This is a genomic window from Salinibacter ruber DSM 13855 (assembly GCF_000013045.1).
Lineage (GTDB): Bacteria > Bacteroidota > Rhodothermia > Rhodothermales > Salinibacteraceae > Salinibacter > Salinibacter ruber.
This window is the reverse complement of the sequence record NC_007677.1, coordinates 460,922-477,684: the sequence shown is the minus strand read 5'-3', so window position 1 is coordinate 477,684 and position 16,763 is coordinate 460,922. Positions and strand designations below refer to the sequence as shown.

The following is a 16,763-nucleotide window of genomic DNA, read 5'->3' as shown; positions in this document are numbered from 1 at the left end:
GCGCCGTGTCGACCTAAAATTCCGTCGAGAGGCCCACCGTCACGGTGCGGCCGCTCCGGTAGTGGAACCCGAGGTTCTTGGCCCGCCCCGTCTGGAAGACCTCCGGCTCGTTGGTGATGTTCTGCACCTGCAGCAACAGCTCCGGCTCCCCCAGCACCGACTGGAACTGGTACGTGGCGTTGATGTCCACGGTCGTGCGGTCGCCGACGTATTCGTCCTCAAGCGGCGAGCTGCCGTCGATGCCCTCCAGGTACTCGCCCTGGTAGTTGATCGCCACACGCGCCTCGAAGCCTCCGGTCTGGACGTAGGGGATGATGTTGTAGACCAGGTCCGACTGCTGGAAGAAGGAATAGTCGGGCCGGGCGGGACTGTCCTCGTACTCCGGGACGTCCACGTCCGAAGTGGTGAGGGTCGTGTTGGCGTTGAGGCCGAGCGCGTTGAACGGCTCCGGCAGGAAGGTGAACGGCTGCTGGTAGGCAATCTCCACGCCGGTTACCGTTCCCAAATCCGCGTTCCGCAGTTGCGATCGAGAGATGCGGTCGAACGTGCGTCCCTGGCCGAAGGGATCCTGTACGTTCCGCTGCTCGGAGCTGAACGTGTAGATGGCGTTGTCAATCCGCTTGTGAAAGCCGCCGATCGACGCCAGCCCGCCGTTGGGGAAGTAGTACTCGGCCGCGAGGTCGAAATTCATGGCCGTGAACGGGTCGAGGGTCGGGTTCCCCTCGTTCACGCTCGCCAAGAGATTGCCGCCTTCCTCGACGATTTCGACCTCGCTGAAGGCGCCAAGGTCGTCGTATTCCGGCCGTCCAATCGTGTTGGACCAGGCGGCCCGCAGCTGCAGGGCCTCCGTTGCCTGCAGCGTCAGGTGCAGGGACGGGAGAACGTTCGTGTAGGCGTTTTCGAAGGTCTGCCGAACCACGTCCTCCTCGGGGTCGAACTCCTCGTCCTCCCGGAGCTGAAAGCGGTCGGTCTCGGTGGAGGTATGCTCGACGCGAAGGCCGCCGAGGGCGGTCAGGGCCCCCACCTCGACCGAGGCCATCGCGAAGCCGGCGTAAATCGCCTCCGCGTTCTCGGAGTCGTCCTCAATGTCGGCGATGGCCAGGTCCTCGGCCCCCACGCGCTCGTAGACGGCGTTGGAGGCCCGGCAGCGCCGCTCGCCGGCGAAGCGCTGCTCGGTCGACGGGTTGCAGAGATCCCCGAGAAAGTCGGCCACCATCGCCTGGGTGTTGGCGAACGGCATCAGGCCATTTCCCACCTGCACCGTTTGCACGCGGGGCGCCTCAAAGTCGGCCAGCGTGAGGCTGCCGCCCCCGACGTAGTCGTACCCGGTGTCGGCCGCGTCGATCGATTTGTCGCGGGCCTGAAACTGGCCCCCGGTCTCGACGTAGCCGGACACGCCAGCGGACGAGAACGGAACGCGGAGGTCGGCCTGCGCCGCGTAGGTGTTCTCGATGTTCTCGTTGTACTCGAGGTCCACCTCGTTGGCGGTGTAGTTGGCGCCATTGCCGACGTAGTCGGGGTTCTCCGGGTAGTAGTCGAACAGGAAGTTCCCCATGTCGGCAACCCCCGACGCCCGCGTGGTTTCCGGCGTCTCGAACTCGGCGTCCTCCTGACGACGGTCGAGCACGCCGCGGGAGTAGGAGCCGCTTGCCGAGAGGGTGACGGCCCCGTCGAACTGATGCTCGACCCCGAGATTCCCGCCCCAGAGCGACTCCTCCTCGTCGGTGTCGCTGAGGTCGACCGAGCCGAACCCGCGGGCGAACCGGGCCCCGGACTCGGTCGTGGTCGGCCGCGGGTCCCCCGGATAGTCCTCCGGGTCGTACACCATGTTGTACTCCAGCTCGTTGTCCAGCTTCTTCTCGTCGGTGAACGTGTAGTAGGGCCGGAGGTAGACCTCGACGTTCTTGTTCGGGCGCCAATCAAGGCTGGCGTTCACCGCAAAGCGGCGACGGCGGTTGCGCTCTACGATCTGCTCCTGCGCCTCCGGAACGACGGCGCCCCCAAAGTCGGGGCGGAGGTCGATGCTGCCCTCGCCGGAGAACTCCCCCCAGCCCTCCCCCTTCAGCCCCGAGGTCGTAAAGTCGCGGCGCGAGCCGCTGGCCGAGATCAACAGGCCGAAGGCGTCGTCCGGGCCGACCTTCGTTCCGGCGGTCACGTTCGCGCGGAACGGAAACGCCGTCTCCCCGAGGTCGGGCACCTGCTGGTCGTGTGAGAGCGCCCGGACGGAGCCGAAGGCGAAGGCCCCCTCCCGGTCGAAGGCCGAAAGCGTGCTGATGTCAATCGAGCCGCCGATGGCGTTGCCGGGCATGTCCGGCGTGACGGCCTTCGTGACCTCCACGTTCGACACCATCTCGGCCGGCAGCAGGTCGAGGGCCGTGGCCCGCGAGCCGGCGGTGGAGGCGAGCGTGTTGCCGTTGAGCGTCACGTTGTTGAGATTCGCCGCGCCGCCACGAATGGACACGAAGCGGCCCTCCGTGCGGTCGTTTCGGAGCACGATGCCCGGCAGCCGCTGCACGGCCTCGGCAATGTTCTTCTCGGGCAGGTTTCCGATGCGGTCGGCCGCCAGGGCGTCGACGATATTGAGCGACTGTCGCTTCTGGTTGATCGACCGAAACTGACTCCGCCGAAGGCCACGAACGACGACCTCCTCTCCCTCCAGCACCTCGCTGGCGAGCTCAACATTGACCGTTTGGGCCTGGCCCGCCTCCACGTCGACGGTCGTGCTGCTGGACTTGTAGCTAACGAAGGATACCGTTAGGGTCTGCGGGCCGGCCGGGACGCTCGTGAGCCGGAACCGCCCGTCGGGGTCGGTGGACGTCCCGATCGACGTGCCCTCCACGACCACGTTGGCGCCGGGCAGCGGGGAGCCGTCGCCCGTGTCGACGACCTGGCCCTCAATAATCCCGGCCGACTGGGCCGCGGCATCCGAAAACGCGAGCGTGGCCGCCCCAATGAGAAAGAGTACGACGAGGACGTATCGATGCCTGCGAAACATGCGTAGTGTATGTGTTGGTGAAGAGGCATGTAGGACGAGCGTGTCGCGGCGAACGCACCGCCACACCGGACGCGACACCGCCCGCGTCCGCACCACATAAATACCAACGCCAGATTAAGCCCATAGAACCGTCATATTTCGATACCTTGACGGTTCCATTTCCAAAGTGTCCCCCCCAGTGAAGCGGAGGGCAGGGCGGGCAGGTGTCCCGGTTCGCCCTTTCCCCGGGCCGTTCCGGTCGTCCCGCGCCGCAACTCTCGTTTTGGGAAGCGCGTACGGCATCCCCGCGCGGGCTTTGCCCCAAATACAGCCTCCCCCATGAGCGACGAGACAACACTGCTCGTGCACTTCCAACCACCGTCGGACGAAGGCCCCAGCGACATCGTCGGCGCCTTCACGAACGAGGCGGACGTGGCGCCCGACGCCATTGGGGCCATCGACATCGACGACGACACAGCGACGGTGAACGTACGCCCCGACGTGGCCGACCGCATCGTGCAGGCGCTCGACGGCGGCCGCATCGGCACCTCGACGGTCTCGATTGCGCTCCTCGACGCGGAGACCGAGTCGGCCCGGGCGTACGCCACCCGGCTGACCGACCTCGTAGAACTGGAGCGGGAGGAAGAGATGCGCCGCCACGAGCGGGAGATTGAAACCCTCTCGGGCCGGGAGCGCGAGGATCGGGGACGCGCGCTGCTCCGCATGCGGGGCCGCGACGAGGGCGAGGGCCTCGGCGGGCACCACGTCAAGCTCATGCGCGAACAGAAGGGCCAGCCCCTCCCCGACCACGAGATCCGCGTGGGCGATCTCGTGATGATCTCGAAGACAGACCCGCTCCGCGACGACAACCCCACCGGGACCGTCACCCAGGTGACCAATTACTCGATCACGGCCTCCTTCGACCCGAAGCCCGACGGCTGGGTGTTCGGGAAGGGGCTGCGCCCCGACCGCAGGGAGGAAGTAGTCTCTGGGCTGCGCGTAGACCTCTACGTGAACGACATCCCCTACCAGCGCATGCAGGACGCGCTGGCGAAGCTCCCCACCGCCGATGGTGCTCTCAAGCAGCTCCGCGACGTGAGTACCGGCGTGGCGTCACCCGCCGCAACCGAGCCCGCCCCGATCGACGACTGGCACAATTCGGCCCTCAACGACGCCCAGCGACGGGCGGTCCGCAAGGCCGTGGCGACCGACGACGTGCATCTGATCCACGGCCCGCCCGGCACCGGCAAGACGACCACCGCCACCGAGGTCCTGCAGCAGTGCGTGGACCGCGGCGAGTCGGTGCTCGCCACCGCCGCCTCCAACACCGCCGTCGACAACGTGGTCGCGTTCCTGGCCGAACAGGGGACGGATGTCGTGCGGCTGGGGCACCCCGCCCGCGTGAATGACCGCCTCCGGACGCACACGCTCGACGCCCAAATTGAGGACACCGACACCCATCGGCGGTCTCAGCAGAAACGGGAGAAGGCCTTTGCCGTGCTCGACCGGCAGGAGGACCTCACCGCGCCCTCCGGCCGCTGGCGCCGGGGCATGTCCGACCGCAAGATCAAGGAACGGGCCGAGCAGGGCCGCGGCTCGCGGGGCGTACCGCCGGAGCGGATCGAGGAAATGGCGGCCTGGCTGGCGCTGCAGGAGCGTGCCGATGCCCTCTTCGACGAGGCCGAGGCGCTGGAGCAGGAAGCCATCGACGAGGTCCTGGGGGCCGCCGACGTGGTGTGCAGCACCAACTCGACCGCCGGGAGCGACCTGCTGGACGGCCACACGTTCGACACGCTCGTGATCGACGAGGCCACGCAGGCCACGGCGCCCTCCTGCTGGATCCCGATGACGCACGCCCGCCGCGCCGTCCTCGTGGGCGACCACAAGCAGCTCCCGCCCACCATCCAAAACCAGGAGGCCGCCCGACGTGGGCTCCGACACACCCTCTTCGAGCGCCTCGCCCACCACCACGAAACGGCCCCCGAGGCGCCCGGCTCGATCCGGAGCCTGCTGCGCCGGCAATACCGCATGCACGAGACGATCATGGGCTTCCCCAACCGCACCTTCTACGACGGGCGGCTGGAGGCGGACGACACGGCACGCCACCGGACGCTCGCCGACCTCGGCGTGCCCGAGCACGCCCTCCCCGCCGACGAGCGCCGCGCCATTCTCGACCCGGAGGCGTCCCTCGTGTTCGTGGACACGAGTGGGATCGACGCCCCCGAGCACCAGCGCTCCGGCTCCCACTCCCGCGAGAACCCCCGCGAGGCCGACCTCATCGCCCAACTGACGACGGCCCTGTTGGAGGCGGGCGTGGCCCCGTCCGCCATCGCGGTGATCTCCCCGTACGACGACCAGGTCGACCGCATTGACCGTGCTCTCGCCCCGGACGGGCCCGAGACGGACACGGTCGACGGCTTCCAGGGGCGGGAAAAGGAGATCGTCCTGCTCTCGCTCGTCCACAGCAACGACCGCGGGGCGATCGGCTTTCTCGACGAGCCGCGCCGCTTCAACGTGGCCGTCACCCGCGCCGAGCGCAAGGCCGTGGTGGTGGGCGACGCCAGCACCGTGGCGGCTGCAGACGTGCTCGGCGCGTTCGTTCGCTACGCCGAGACGACCGGACGTGCGGTCCCGCTCTGACCCCTTACCTTCCTCGCAGGGTGCACGGCCGGGTGCACGCCCACGCCAGCGGCGCCAACCATGGACGGGGCGGCACGCAGGGCCACGGGCACGGAGACACGACCACACCGCTCATCACATGAGGGGCGCGACCGCCGCAGGTGTCCTCCCACCGCCCCGCCGTGCAGCATCCCCGGTATCCCCGCCCGAGGCCGCCCGGCGGCACGGCCCGAACGCGCGGCCTTCATGAAGGCACATTTCGGGACAACACGTCCCGGTCCCTCTGGACAACATCCCGAGCACCACCCCCGGTCTCTGAGAGGGCACGGTTTTTGTTCGCAAAAAAAGACGATGCTTCGCACCACGCCCTGCCCGAACAGACGGGGACGACGCTCGGCATTGGCGGGCGGGTCGGACGCGCCGTGGTCCCGTCCGCCGTCCATGCTACACGCCTCCCCCAGCTTCGGCTCGTGGCCCCGAAAAAACGTTGGGCTCCGAAAAAATTGTCAACTCGCAAACCATTCGACGACTTTAACATCTAAATAAGGCCCCACCGACCGCCAGTCCTCGGGCTGGCCTTCTTCATCACCGTTCCCATTTGAGACATGAGCGAATCGAAAGCCCCCTCCCCAGTCGAAAAAGAACTGATCGAAAAGTTCGGCAACATCTACGAGTCCTACGGCCTTCGGCGCCTGCAAGGGCTGATCGTCGGGCTCCTGCTTACGAAGAGTGAGCCGGTGTCCCTCGACGACATGGTCGAGATTCTTGACCGCTCGAAGGGCCCCATCTCCATTTCCGTGCGGCGGCTCGACGACATGGACTACGTCCGCAAGGTAGAGGGCCCGAACAACCGGCGGAACTACTACGAATCTCACCCCAACATTTTCTTCAACAACTTCAAGTTCAACATGCAGACGGTTCGGGAAAACCGCTCGATCGCCGAGCGTTTCCTCAACCGGATCGACACCGAGGGCGACGAGACCGAGAAGACCAAGAGAAGCCTCGAGCACATGGAGGCATTTTATGACCTCATGGAGTCGTTCTTCGAAGACTTCGCCGAGCGCTGGTGGGAGGTCAAGCAGGAGCAGCTGGGGGAGGAATCCAACCAGGAAGCCGTGACCCCTCGGTAGTGCCGCCCCCTCCCCGTACGCCCTCGTCCCCGCCATTCGGGGCTCCGGGGGCACCGCGAGAGGGAGGACGGACGCTTCACCTCGGCCCCTGACGACCGGGCGACCGGCCACGAGGCCCGAGGCCAATCCCCTTCAGTTCTCGACCGCCCGCCACTGAGGGCCTGGTCTGTGAGTTCGTGCGGGCCGCCCCCTACGAGCGGCGCGCCGGCCTCCCCCACCGGCCCGGACGGGAGGACGCCGTCGTCCAGTGGATGCGGCCTCCCCGCTCCCACGCTTTGACGTCTATGCGCAGATTCCTCTTTCTTGTTCTCGCCCCCCTCCTTCTCGCCGCATGCACGACGGTGAACGTTCGCCCGGATGACGCGGCCGACGAGCCGGGCGGGCCCTCGACCGAGGCCGCCCCGCCCACCGACGACGACGGGACGGCGGGGGCGGACGATGGCGAGGACGACCCATTCGAGCCCTGGGGCGAGACGCTCGAGGGCACCCGAAAAGTCGACGGGTTTCTGCCCCTGCACGAGAAAGACGACGGGACGCTCTACGCCGAGATTCCGTCGGAACGGATGGGCGACCCGTTCGGGCTCACCCTCCACGTCAGCCAGGGCGTAGGGGTCTTCAACCTACACGACGGGCTGCCCCTCAGCGACACGCGCCTGATGCAGTTCCGCCGTGTGAACCGCTCCGTGCACCTCGTCCACCGCAACGTTCGCTTCCGGGCGGATGCGGGCCCGATGCGCACGTCCCTAAACGACAACACCGGGGACTCCGTGGTCGAGGCCTTCGACATCGTCAGCCGCAACGACTCGACCGGACACCTGCTGATTGAAGTGTCCGACTTCCTGACGTCGGACTACCCCGAGATCGGCGACCGGCTCAGCCTGTACTTTGGCGGGGCCCCGGCCACCCTTCAGGGCGGAAAGAGCTACGTGAAGAAGGCCCGGGGCTTTCCCGCCAACACGGAGATCGACGTATCGCTTACCTATCAGGGCTCGTCCGCCCCGCTCATCGGAGGCGAGGCCGTCCCCGACTACCGGGCCGTGCCCGTGGGCGTGCGGTACTCCCTGTTTGCACTCCCGAAGTCCAAAATGCAGCGACGCCGCGCCGACGACCGGGTGGGCTACTTCGTCGACGCGGTGAAGGACTTTTCTCGAGACCAGGCGTCCACCCCCTACGTCCGCTACGTGCAGCGCTGGCGCCTGGCGCCCAGCGACACCGCGGCCTACAAGCGCGGCGAGCTCGTGGAGCCGGCCGAGCCGATCGTGTACTACGTGGACCGCACGGTGCCCGACCGGTACCGCGAGTACGTGAAGCAGGGCATCGAGGCCTGGAACGAGGCCTACCGCGCCGCCGGGTACAAAAACGCGGTCGAGGCCCGGGTCGCGCCGGACGATTCCACGTGGAGCGCCGAGGACATCCGCTACTCCACGGTGCGGTGGACGGCGGCCCACCAGATGGGCTACGCCATCGGCCCCTCGCAGACGGACCCGCGGACGGGCGAGATTCTGAACGCCGACATTCTCATCTCCTCCTCGTTCGTGCGCGGCTGGCAGAACACCTATAGCCAGATCACCCCCGGCCCGAACGCGGACACGGGCGCCCTCACCCAGGGGCCGGTGTCGTCCCGCACCCCCAAGGCCCTCCGCAAGATGCTCTCGCCGGAGCTGGCCCGGCAGGCCTGCTGGGCGGAGCGCGGCATGGCACAGCAGATCGGCCTGCAGCGAACCCTCCTCCTCGCCCGAGGCGCCATCGCTCCCGGCGAGTCCATGCCCGACAAGTACCTCGGCGCGGCCATCAAGGACCTCGTCATGCACGAGGTCGGTCACACGCTCGGCCTGCGGCACAACTTCAAGGCCTCCTCCGGCATCCCCAACGACGAGCTCCACGACGAGAGCTACACCGAAGAGCACGGGGTGAGCCTGTCGGTGATGGACTACGCCCCCGTCAACGTTGCCCTTGACGAGGAGGAGCAGGGCCACTACTGGAACCCAACCGTGGGGCCCTACGACGAGTGGGCCATCAAGTACGGGTACATGCCCATCGCCGAGCAATCCGACGACGGCGCCCTCACCCGAAACGGGCCCCTCGCCGACACGGCGACCGCCGCGACGGCGGGCCTCCACAAGATTGCCGCCACGTCGAGCGACCCGACGCACCGCTACGGCACCGACGAGGACACCTGGCTGGGCGGCTACGCCGTCGACCCGCTGACGAACGCCTGGGAGCTGGGCAGCGACCCGATGGCCTTCGCCGAGACCCGCGCGGCCCTCGTGAAAACGGTGATGCCGAAGCTCGACGACCGGCTCGTCTCGGCGGGCGAGCGCTACTACCCCCTCCGCCGGGCCACCACGGCCCTCCTCATGGAGCGGTACCGGTCGCTTCGTCCCGTGACGAAGACTGTGGGCGGCAGCTACGTGGCCCGCGACCATAAGGGCACGCCCGACGCCCGTCCCCCGCTTCGGCCCGTACCGGCGGAGGAGCAGCGCGAGGCCGTACAACTGCTGGTAGACGAGGCCTTCGCCCCCGACGCCTTCGAGTTTGACCCGGAACGGCTCAACAAGCTGGCCCCAAACCGACGCTCGCACTGGGGCACGTCCCCGAGCCTTCCCCTCGACTACCCCGTGCACCGCCGCGTCCACACCATACAGCGCAACCTGCTCCGCGAGCTGCTCCACCCGGCCCGCCTGCAGCGCATGATCGACGCCCAGGCCCGCACCCCGGACGGCGCCGGGTACGCACCGGGCGCCCTCTTCCGGACAATGACCGACGCCATCTGGAGCGAGCTCGACACGGCCGGCCCCCAGCCCGCCCCCATCAATTCGTTCCGGCGGCCGCTGCAGCGCACCTACGCCGACATGCTGATTGAACTCATGATGGGCACCACCAGCTGGATCACCATCACCACGGCCGGCATCGACCAGATCGACGCCCCCGAGGATGTCCGCTCGGTGGCACGGCTGGAGCTGACCGAGCTGTCCGACCAGATCGAGACCGCCCTGGGCACTCCCGGTCTGAAGCGGGAGACACGGGCCCACCTGTCCGAGACGCAGGCCCGCATCGACCGGGCCCTGAACGCATCGCTGGACCTGAGCCCATAGGGTGTTGAGGGGTGGGGTTTTGCGTTGAGGGTTCTGTGGGGACAATCGAGCATTCCGTGGAGCCAGCCCCCCACCCCTTCCCCCTAAACGCTCAACTCCCAACGCCTTCCCTCCCTCGCGCAATCCCCCTTTGTTCCCCCCATGCCGTTCGACGATCAGCTCCGCCCGGACACGTCCGCGCTGTACACGGACCTCTACCAGCTCACCATGCTGCAGGCCTACTGGCGGGAGGACATGGACGAGCCGGCGGTGTTCGACCTCTTCGTGCGCCGCCTGAAAGACCGGCACTACCTGGTGGCCTGTGGGCTTGAGCAGGCGCTGGAATTCTTGGAGACGCTTTCGTTTTCGGAGGCGGCACTCGACTACCTCGCCACGCAGGACCCGTTCGAGCCCGCATTCCTCGACTGGCTGGCCGACTTCGAGTTTACCGGCGACGTGTACGCCGTGCCCGAGGGCACGCCGGTCTTCCCCGACGAGCCGCTGGTGGAGGTTGTGGCCCCCATCGGGGAGGCCCAGCTCGCGGAGACGTTTCTCCTGAATCAGATTACGTTCCAGACGACGATTGCCTCGAAGGCGAGCCGGATCGTCGAGGCCGCCCAGCTCGATGGAGAGGACCGGATCGTGGCCGACTTCGGCATGCGTCGGACGCACGGCACCGACGCGGCGGTGAAGGGCGCCCGCGCGGCGTACGTCGCGGGGATCGACGCCACCTCCAACGTGGCCGCCGGCCAGGCCTACGACCTGCCGGTCACCGGCACCATGGCCCACAGCTACGTCGAGGCGCACGACTCGGAAGTGGAGGCCTTCCGCGCCTTCTCGGCGCTCTACCCGGAGACGATTTTGCTGGTCGACACCTACGACACGCTCGACGGCGTGCGCAAGGTAATCGACCTGATGAACGAGACAGGCGACGAGGTGCAGGTGCGCGGCATCCGGCTCGACTCGGGCGACCTTGCGGAGCTGGCCCGCTCCTCCCGTACCCTGCTCGACGAGGCCGGCCTTGCCGACGTCATGATCTTCGCCAGCGGGGGGCTCGACGAGCACACGATCGCGGACCTCCTCGACCGCGGCGCCCCCATCGACGGCTTCGGGGTCGGCACCCGGATGGGCACGTCCGCCGACCAGCCCGCCCTCGATACCGCCTACAAGCTATCCGGGTACGCCGGGACGCCCCGCATGAAGCTCGCCCCCGAGAAGTCGAACCTACCGGGGCGAAAGCAGGTCGTCCGCCAGTACGAGGACGGCACGGCCGTCCGGGACGTCATCGCGACCGAGGACGAGCAGACGAACGGGGCGCCGCTGCTGGAACGCGTCATGGCCGACGGGAAGCGGACCGAGGCCGGGGCCCCGCGTCCCCTGTCGGCAATCCGGGAGCACGCGGCGGCGCGGCTGGACGAGTTGCCGTCTCGCCTCCGCGCTCCCACCGCCAACCCGGAGGACTACGACGTCGTTCTCAGCGACGCCCTGGAGAAACGGGTCGCGGACACCCGCGACGCCCTGGCGGAAACGATGGCCGCCGAAGCCGCGTAGCGGCAGGTTCGCGTTCTCTGTCTCGCTTCTCCCGGGGCGAAAGGGGCGAAGGCCCAACGGACTCGGCCTTCCCATCGCGAGGCGCCGGCCCGAGATTACGGACGGGCCCCTCGCGGTGGGCGGCGAAAATAGGTCGACACGACGTTCACGGTCCGGCGTCCACGACGAACATGGGGGAGCGTAGGAGAACGAGAGACTGGAAGAGGGCAGCGCGGGCACTGGCGCATGCGACGCACCTCCCGGCTCGGAGATGGCCACGCAACCTCCAATTCCCCACCGTCCAATCCTCACCACCTTCAGCCAACAACATGGCCGTAAACTGGGGCATCCTGGGCACCGGCAACATCGCCCACCTCGTCGCCGAGGATCTACGACGCCTTCCCAACGCAGAGCTAACCGCCGTGGGCTCTCGGGCGCAGGCCCGGGCCGACACGTTCGGGGACACGTTCGACGTTCCGCACCGGCACGGGTCCTACGAGGCCCTCGTGGCCGACCCTGCCCTCGATGTCGTTCACGTGGCGACTCCACACTCGGCCCACCTCGAACACGCCACCCTGGCGCTGGAGGCCGGGCACGCCGTCCTCTGCGAGAAACCCCTCGCCCTGAACGCCGCGCAGGCCGAACGGCTCATCGACACCGCCCGGCGGCACGACCAGTTTTTGATGGAGGCGATGTGGACCCGCTTCCTCCCTGTCATGGACGACGTCCACCGCCTCGTGCACGAAGAACGCGTCCTCGGCGACGTGCACCTGCTCCGGGCCGACATCGGCGTGACGCAGCCCGTCGACCCGACCCACCGACTCTTCGACCCTGCCCTCGGCGGCGGGGCCCTCTTGGATCTTGGCGTGTACCCCGTGGCGTTTGCCTTCGACCTGTTCGGCGCGCCGGACACGGTCACCTCCTCGGCCGTCCTCGCCGACACCGGCGTCGACGCGCAATGCGCGGCCGTCTTCCGCTACGACGACGGGACGCAGGCGATGTGGCACGCCTCACTGGGGGCCGACGCCGGACGGACCTGCGTGCTTGCCGGCCCGGAGGGACGCCTGCGGGGCACGCGGGCCTGGTGGAAGGGGGCCCCGTTTGAGCTCACCCGGAGCGACGGCGCGACGGCGTCCTGGGCCCGCCCGTACGAGGGGAACGGCTACCAGTTTGAGGCCGCCCACGTTATGGCCTGCCTCCGTGAGGGGCGCACGGAGAGCCCCGTGATGCCCCTCAACGAGAGCCACGCCCTCCTGCGGACGATGGACGCCCTCCGCGCGGAATGGGGCGTCGCGTATCCCCAAGAGGCGTAGGGGACGGCCCGGCCGCGGTCCCACAACCGCCGGCGGAACCCGGCGGCAACTTCGCGTCCGGACCGTCGTTGGGAACGGGGCACCGACTAGACTTCCCTCTACACCTTCTCTCTCGCTTTCCCTTCTCGTTCTACATGTCCATGTCGTCTGTTCGTCATTCCACGCCCCTGGTTCTCCTCGTCACGGCCCTCCTGCTGGGCGGGTGCTCGTCACTGAGCAATACGGAGAAAGGAGCCATCATCGGAACCGGCGCCGGCGCGGCCGGCGGCGCGGCCGTGGGCAAGGCCGCCGGGGGCACCGCCGAGGGCGCCATCATCGGCGCGGCCGTGGGCGGCGCGGCCGGGGCCCTTATCGGCAACCGCATGGACACCAAGGCCGAGGAGCTCGACGAGGAACTCGACAACGCCGACGTGGAGCGGGTCGGGGAGGGCATCAAGGTGACCTTCGACAGCGGCATTCTGTTTGACTTCGACTCCTCCACCCTCCGCGCCGAGGCCCGCCAGAACCTGACCGAGTTCGCGGAAAGCATGCAGGGGTTCGAGGACACCAAGATTCTCGTCGTGGGCCACACGGACGCCCAGGGCTCCGAAGAATACAACCAGAAGCTATCGGACCGACGCGCGGAGTCGGCTACACGGCACCTCGTGGACCGCGGCGTCGATCCGAGCCGCCTGACGTCTGTGGGACGGGGCGAGACCGAGCCCGTCGCCTCCAACGAGACGGAGGAGGGCCGTCAGCAAAACCGGCGCGTCGAGGTTGCCATCTACGCCAACGAGGAGTACCGGGAGCGCGTGCAGGCGCAGACGGAGGGCAGCGGCGGCCGGTAGCGGTAGCCTCCCCCTTCGAGGCGGCTCTGAGCCGACCAACGCTGGGGCCGGGGCGAGGCCCCTTCAGCCGGACGCCCGCAACCGGGCCGACCAGGTTGCGGACATGGTTCCTCATCCCCCCGAGCCGAAGAGGGGGCCGTCCGTCCCGACACAGACGCGAGCACCCGGCGCAGACCGACAGGGGCGGCATCCAGGTCGTGCTGCACAACCGGGCGTCGAACGCGATCACGTCCCCCTCCGCCTCCCCACACTGGTCTCCGCTTCCCCTCCACGAGAGCCCACCGTCGCCCACTAGTCCTCTTCTCCGCGGAGGTGCCAGCGCCCGAGCCGCCGCTCCAATTCCTCCAAGACGAACGCCGAGAACCGCCGTCCCAGACGGGGACACAGCGGAAGGGGGGCGCCTGCGCCCTCCGGGCGGCTGTAGGTGAGCCGGCACGATGCTCCCTCTTCGATCGTGCAGAACACGTCGTACACGTTGCCGCCCACATGCTCCACCGCGACCCGAAGCCCCACCTCGAACCGGTCCCCACACCGCACCTGGATCTTCACCGGCGGCCCCGGATCGGTCCGGGCGACCTCCACGTCCATGCCGTGCAGATCGGCACACCGCTGGGCCAGGGCCGACGCAAGGCTGCGGCAGGTGACGTCGGCAATCTGAGTCGCGGGCGCGCCCTCATCCGCAGAACGCGAGTGGGCATCGGGCATGGCGCGGCGGGTCTCGTGGCACAAAGGCGGGGTCGGGGGCCAGGCCCTCGGACAGGCCCTGGCCCTCCGATGCATCACGTGCATCCTACGGGGCCTGCTTCCAGTCAAACGAGGGGCGCACGCCCAAACGGCCCGAGGGATACGCCCTCTTCACAAGTGTGCACTTGGTATAAAGCGAGGGACACGCCAATGATCCGTGGAAAGGGCCCCGCTTGCCCTTCGTGAAGGGGCACCCAGGGGGCAGGCGGAGGCACTGGGGGGCGCCCCAGGCCGCGGCGACAGCCACAGGGGCCACAGGAAGCCGAACGCGACACGACGGGGCGCAGAACGCGTCGCGCGTGGTCCCCGTGGTCCAGGGAGCATGGGGCGTGCCTTGGCTGGTAGCGTCTCGGAGCGACCGCCAGAAGGCAGGCGGGTTGCCTTCATGCCCCGCGACCGACATTTTGGAGGTGCTCGGTGCTCTTTCCTTCCTCGTGACCCGGATCTGCCGCGATGCAGGTCGAGACCCATCATACCGACGACACGCTGGTCCTTGCGCCCGTGGGTGATTGGACCCTTGACCGGCCGCTGCCCGACGCACGGGCCGTGATGGTAAACGCCGCCCCGTCGAGCCCCGTGGCGGCGGTCGCCTTCGACACCTCCGGGCTGGGCGACTGGGACAGCAGCCTCGTCACCTTTCTCTTTGAGGCCGCCGAGTACGGCCGGGCCCACGACCTGGACGTGCGGATCGACACGCTCCCCACGTCCCTAGAGCGGCTCGTCGCGCTCTCGCAGGCCGTGCCGGAGGCGGACACGACGCCGGAGGCGGCGGACACGGCTCTGCTCGCCCGCCTCGGCCACTGGGGCCTGGCGGCGTACGACGAGGCGCACGCACTGGTTACCTTCCTGGGGCAGGCCGTCCGCAGCGTGGGCGCCATCCTCACCGGACGGGGGCGGATGCGCTGGCGCACGTTCGGGGTGGCCCTGCAAGAAAGCACCGCCTCGGCCCTGCCCATCGTCACGGTCATCAGCCTCCTCGTGGGCCTTATCGTCGCGTTTCTGGGGGCCGTGGTGCTCCAGCGGTTCGGGGCGGACTACTTCGTCTCCTACCTCGTCAGCTACGGCATGCTGCGGGAGTTGGGGGCCCTCATGACCGCCATCATCATGACGGGCCGCACCGGGGCCGCGTTCGCCGCCGAGCTCGGGAGCATGCAGGTGAACGAGGAGATCGACGCGCTGGAGACGTTCGGCATCTCGCCGATCGACTTTCTGGTGACGCCCCGCATCCTGGCGGTCGTGCTGGCGCTGCCCATGCTCACACTCTACGCGGACGCGCTGGGCATCGTCGGCGGCATGGGGGTGGCCGTGACCATGCTGGACCTCACGACCACGCAGTTTCTCACGGGCCTCCTGGAGCCGGTCGTGCTGTCCGACGCCCTCGTGGGGATCTTCAAGGCCGTCGTGTACGGCGGCATCATCGGCCTCGCCGGGTGCATGCGGGGGCTACAGGCCGGCGACGACGCCTCGGCGGTGGGCCAGGCCACGACATCCGCCGTCGTCACCGGCATCCTCCTCATTGTCTTCGCCAACGCCATCATCGACTGGGCCGCGGCCGTGCTTCAGGTGTAGGGACGGCCCGTAGGATCCGCAGCGCGTCATGCGCCTCGACCGCTTGGCGTAGATTGTGGGATGGTGCTCCGTGGACCGTGAGGGGTGAGGCAGGGCTCCGATTTTGAATTGCCCCGAATCACGCGTCCCGCACCGTGAGCCACGCATCATTCCGGATCGTCCTCCCGTACCGCTCGACATCCCGGTTTCTCGCCCATGTCCCCCCCCGAATCCGCCCCTGCCATTTCGGCCGAGGATCTCGTGCTCGCCTTCGGGTCCTTCGTGGTGATGGAGGACCTCACGTTTGACGTGGAATCGGGCGAGATTTTTGCCATCATGGGCGGGAGCGGGTCGGGCAAGAGCACCCTGCTCAAGCACCTGTTCGGCCAGATGCACCCGTCCGCGGGCACAATTCGGATCGGCGGGCGCGACCTGTGGGCGATGAGCGCGGACGAACGCGCCGCAATGCTCCGCGAGGTGGGCATCCTCTACCAGGCGGACGCGCTCTGGAGCACCATGACGCTCGCCGAGAACGTGGCCCTGCCCCTCGAAGAACACACGGCCCTCGCGGCCCCGGACATTGACCGGATCGTGTCGCTCAAGCTCGCCCTCGTCGGCCTGCGGGGCTTCGAGGACTTCCGTCCCCACGAAATCAGTGGGGGCATGCGGAAGCGGGCCGCCCTCGCCCGGGCCGTCGCCCTCGATCCCGACCTGCTGTTCTTCGACGAGCCGACCTCCGGCCTCGACCCGATCAGCGCCCGGCGCCTCGACGACCTCATCCTACAACTGCGCGACAGCCTCGACACGACCGTCGTGGTGGTGAGCCACGACCTGGAAAGCATCTTTACCATCGCCGACCGCGCGCTCTACCTCGACATCGACACCAAGACGATGACGGCCCTCGGCCCCCCTGAGGACCTGCGAAGCAACCCACCCAACGAGCGCGTGTACCAGTTTTTGACTCGGTCTCTCGACAACGAATAGCACCGGGCCCCCGCCCGCTC

The 16,763-nt window shown here is 68.3% G+C and carries 10 protein-coding genes; 8 read left to right on the top strand and 2 right to left on the bottom strand.

All coding sequences use genetic code 11. The features are described from left to right. Positions 1 to 13: 13 nt before the first annotated feature. Entirely contained in the window at positions 14 to 2,995 is a 2,982-nt protein-coding gene (locus SRU_RS01905) for a TonB-dependent receptor (RefSeq protein WP_112902977.1), read from the bottom strand. Between the two features lie 318 nt (positions 2,996 to 3,313). On the opposite strand from SRU_RS01905, the gene SRU_RS01900 reads away from it, so the two are divergent. The 6 genes from SRU_RS01900 to SRU_RS01875 all read left to right on the top strand — a co-directional run bounded on the left by SRU_RS01900 (position 3,314) and on the right by SRU_RS01875 (position 13,467). Beyond that, the gene (locus SRU_RS01900; RefSeq protein WP_112902975.1) at positions 3,314 to 5,614 is read left to right on the top strand and encodes an IGHMBP2 family helicase; all 2,301 of its coding nucleotides are present in this window, start codon (positions 3,314 to 3,316) and stop codon (positions 5,612 to 5,614) included. 584 nt (positions 5,615 to 6,198) lie between these two features. Further along, positions 6,199 to 6,723, top strand: coding sequence for a GbsR/MarR family transcriptional regulator (locus tag SRU_RS01895; RefSeq protein WP_011403129.1), 525 nt, complete (start codon positions 6,199 to 6,201; stop codon positions 6,721 to 6,723). Positions 6,724 to 7,007: 284 nt separating this feature from the next. Next, positions 7,008 to 9,818, top strand: coding sequence for a zinc-dependent metalloprotease (locus SRU_RS01890; RefSeq protein ID WP_237701846.1), 2,811 nt, complete (start codon positions 7,008 to 7,010; stop codon positions 9,816 to 9,818). Between the two features lie 141 nt (positions 9,819 to 9,959). Then, entirely contained in the window at positions 9,960 to 11,348 is a 1,389-nt protein-coding gene (locus SRU_RS01885; protein ID WP_011403127.1) for a nicotinate phosphoribosyltransferase, read from the top strand. Between the two features lie 308 nt (positions 11,349 to 11,656). After that, positions 11,657 to 12,640, top strand: coding sequence for a Gfo/Idh/MocA family protein (locus SRU_RS01880; RefSeq protein WP_011403126.1), 984 nt, complete (start codon positions 11,657 to 11,659; stop codon positions 12,638 to 12,640). 134 nt (positions 12,641 to 12,774) lie between these two features. After that, positions 12,775 to 13,467: an OmpA family protein gene (locus SRU_RS01875; RefSeq protein WP_011403125.1), complete on the top strand. Its 693-nt coding sequence runs from the start codon at positions 12,775 to 12,777 to the stop codon at positions 13,465 to 13,467. A 291-nt stretch (positions 13,468 to 13,758) separates the two neighbouring features. Here the strand turns inward: SRU_RS01875 and SRU_RS01870 are convergent, their stop codons facing one another. After that, on the bottom strand, positions 13,759 to 14,172 hold the full coding sequence (locus tag SRU_RS01870) for a hypothetical protein (protein WP_237701845.1): 414 nt from the start codon (positions 14,170 to 14,172) through the stop codon (positions 13,759 to 13,761). 492 nt (positions 14,173 to 14,664) lie between these two features. On the opposite strand from SRU_RS01870, the gene SRU_RS01865 reads away from it, so the two are divergent. Both SRU_RS01865 and SRU_RS01860 read left to right on the top strand, forming a co-directional pair. Beyond that, complete coding sequence (locus SRU_RS01865) at positions 14,665 to 15,780, top strand: ABC transporter permease (RefSeq protein ID WP_011403123.1); 1,116 nt, start codon at positions 14,665 to 14,667, stop codon at positions 15,778 to 15,780. A gap of 195 nt (positions 15,781 to 15,975) precedes the next feature. Continuing rightward, positions 15,976 to 16,743 (top strand): ABC transporter ATP-binding protein, encoded by a 768-nt coding sequence (locus SRU_RS01860; protein ID WP_011403122.1) that lies wholly within the window; start codon positions 15,976 to 15,978, stop codon positions 16,741 to 16,743. Positions 16,744 to 16,763: the final 20 nt, after the last annotated feature.

Coding starts and splice junctions, on each gene's coding strand:
- SRU_RS01880 (WP_011403126.1), top strand. CDS start 11,657: ATGGCCGTAAACTGGGGCATCCTGGGCACCGGCAACATCGCCCACCTC.
- SRU_RS01870 (WP_237701845.1), bottom strand. CDS start 14,172: ATGCCCGATGCCCACTCGCGTTCTGCGGATGAGGGCGCGCCCGCGACT.
- SRU_RS01905 (WP_112902977.1), bottom strand. CDS start 2,995: ATGTTTCGCAGGCATCGATACGTCCTCGTCGTACTCTTTCTCATTGGG.
- SRU_RS01885 (WP_011403127.1), top strand. CDS start 9,960: ATGCCGTTCGACGATCAGCTCCGCCCGGACACGTCCGCGCTGTACACG.
- SRU_RS01895 (WP_011403129.1), top strand. CDS start 6,199: ATGAGCGAATCGAAAGCCCCCTCCCCAGTCGAAAAAGAACTGATCGAA.
- SRU_RS01900 (WP_112902975.1), top strand. CDS start 3,314: ATGAGCGACGAGACAACACTGCTCGTGCACTTCCAACCACCGTCGGAC.
- SRU_RS01860 (WP_011403122.1), top strand. CDS start 15,976: ATGTCCCCCCCCGAATCCGCCCCTGCCATTTCGGCCGAGGATCTCGTG.
- SRU_RS01875 (WP_011403125.1), top strand. CDS start 12,775: ATGTCCATGTCGTCTGTTCGTCATTCCACGCCCCTGGTTCTCCTCGTC.
- SRU_RS01890 (WP_237701846.1), top strand. CDS start 7,008: ATGCGCAGATTCCTCTTTCTTGTTCTCGCCCCCCTCCTTCTCGCCGCA.
- SRU_RS01865 (WP_011403123.1), top strand. CDS start 14,665: ATGCAGGTCGAGACCCATCATACCGACGACACGCTGGTCCTTGCGCCC.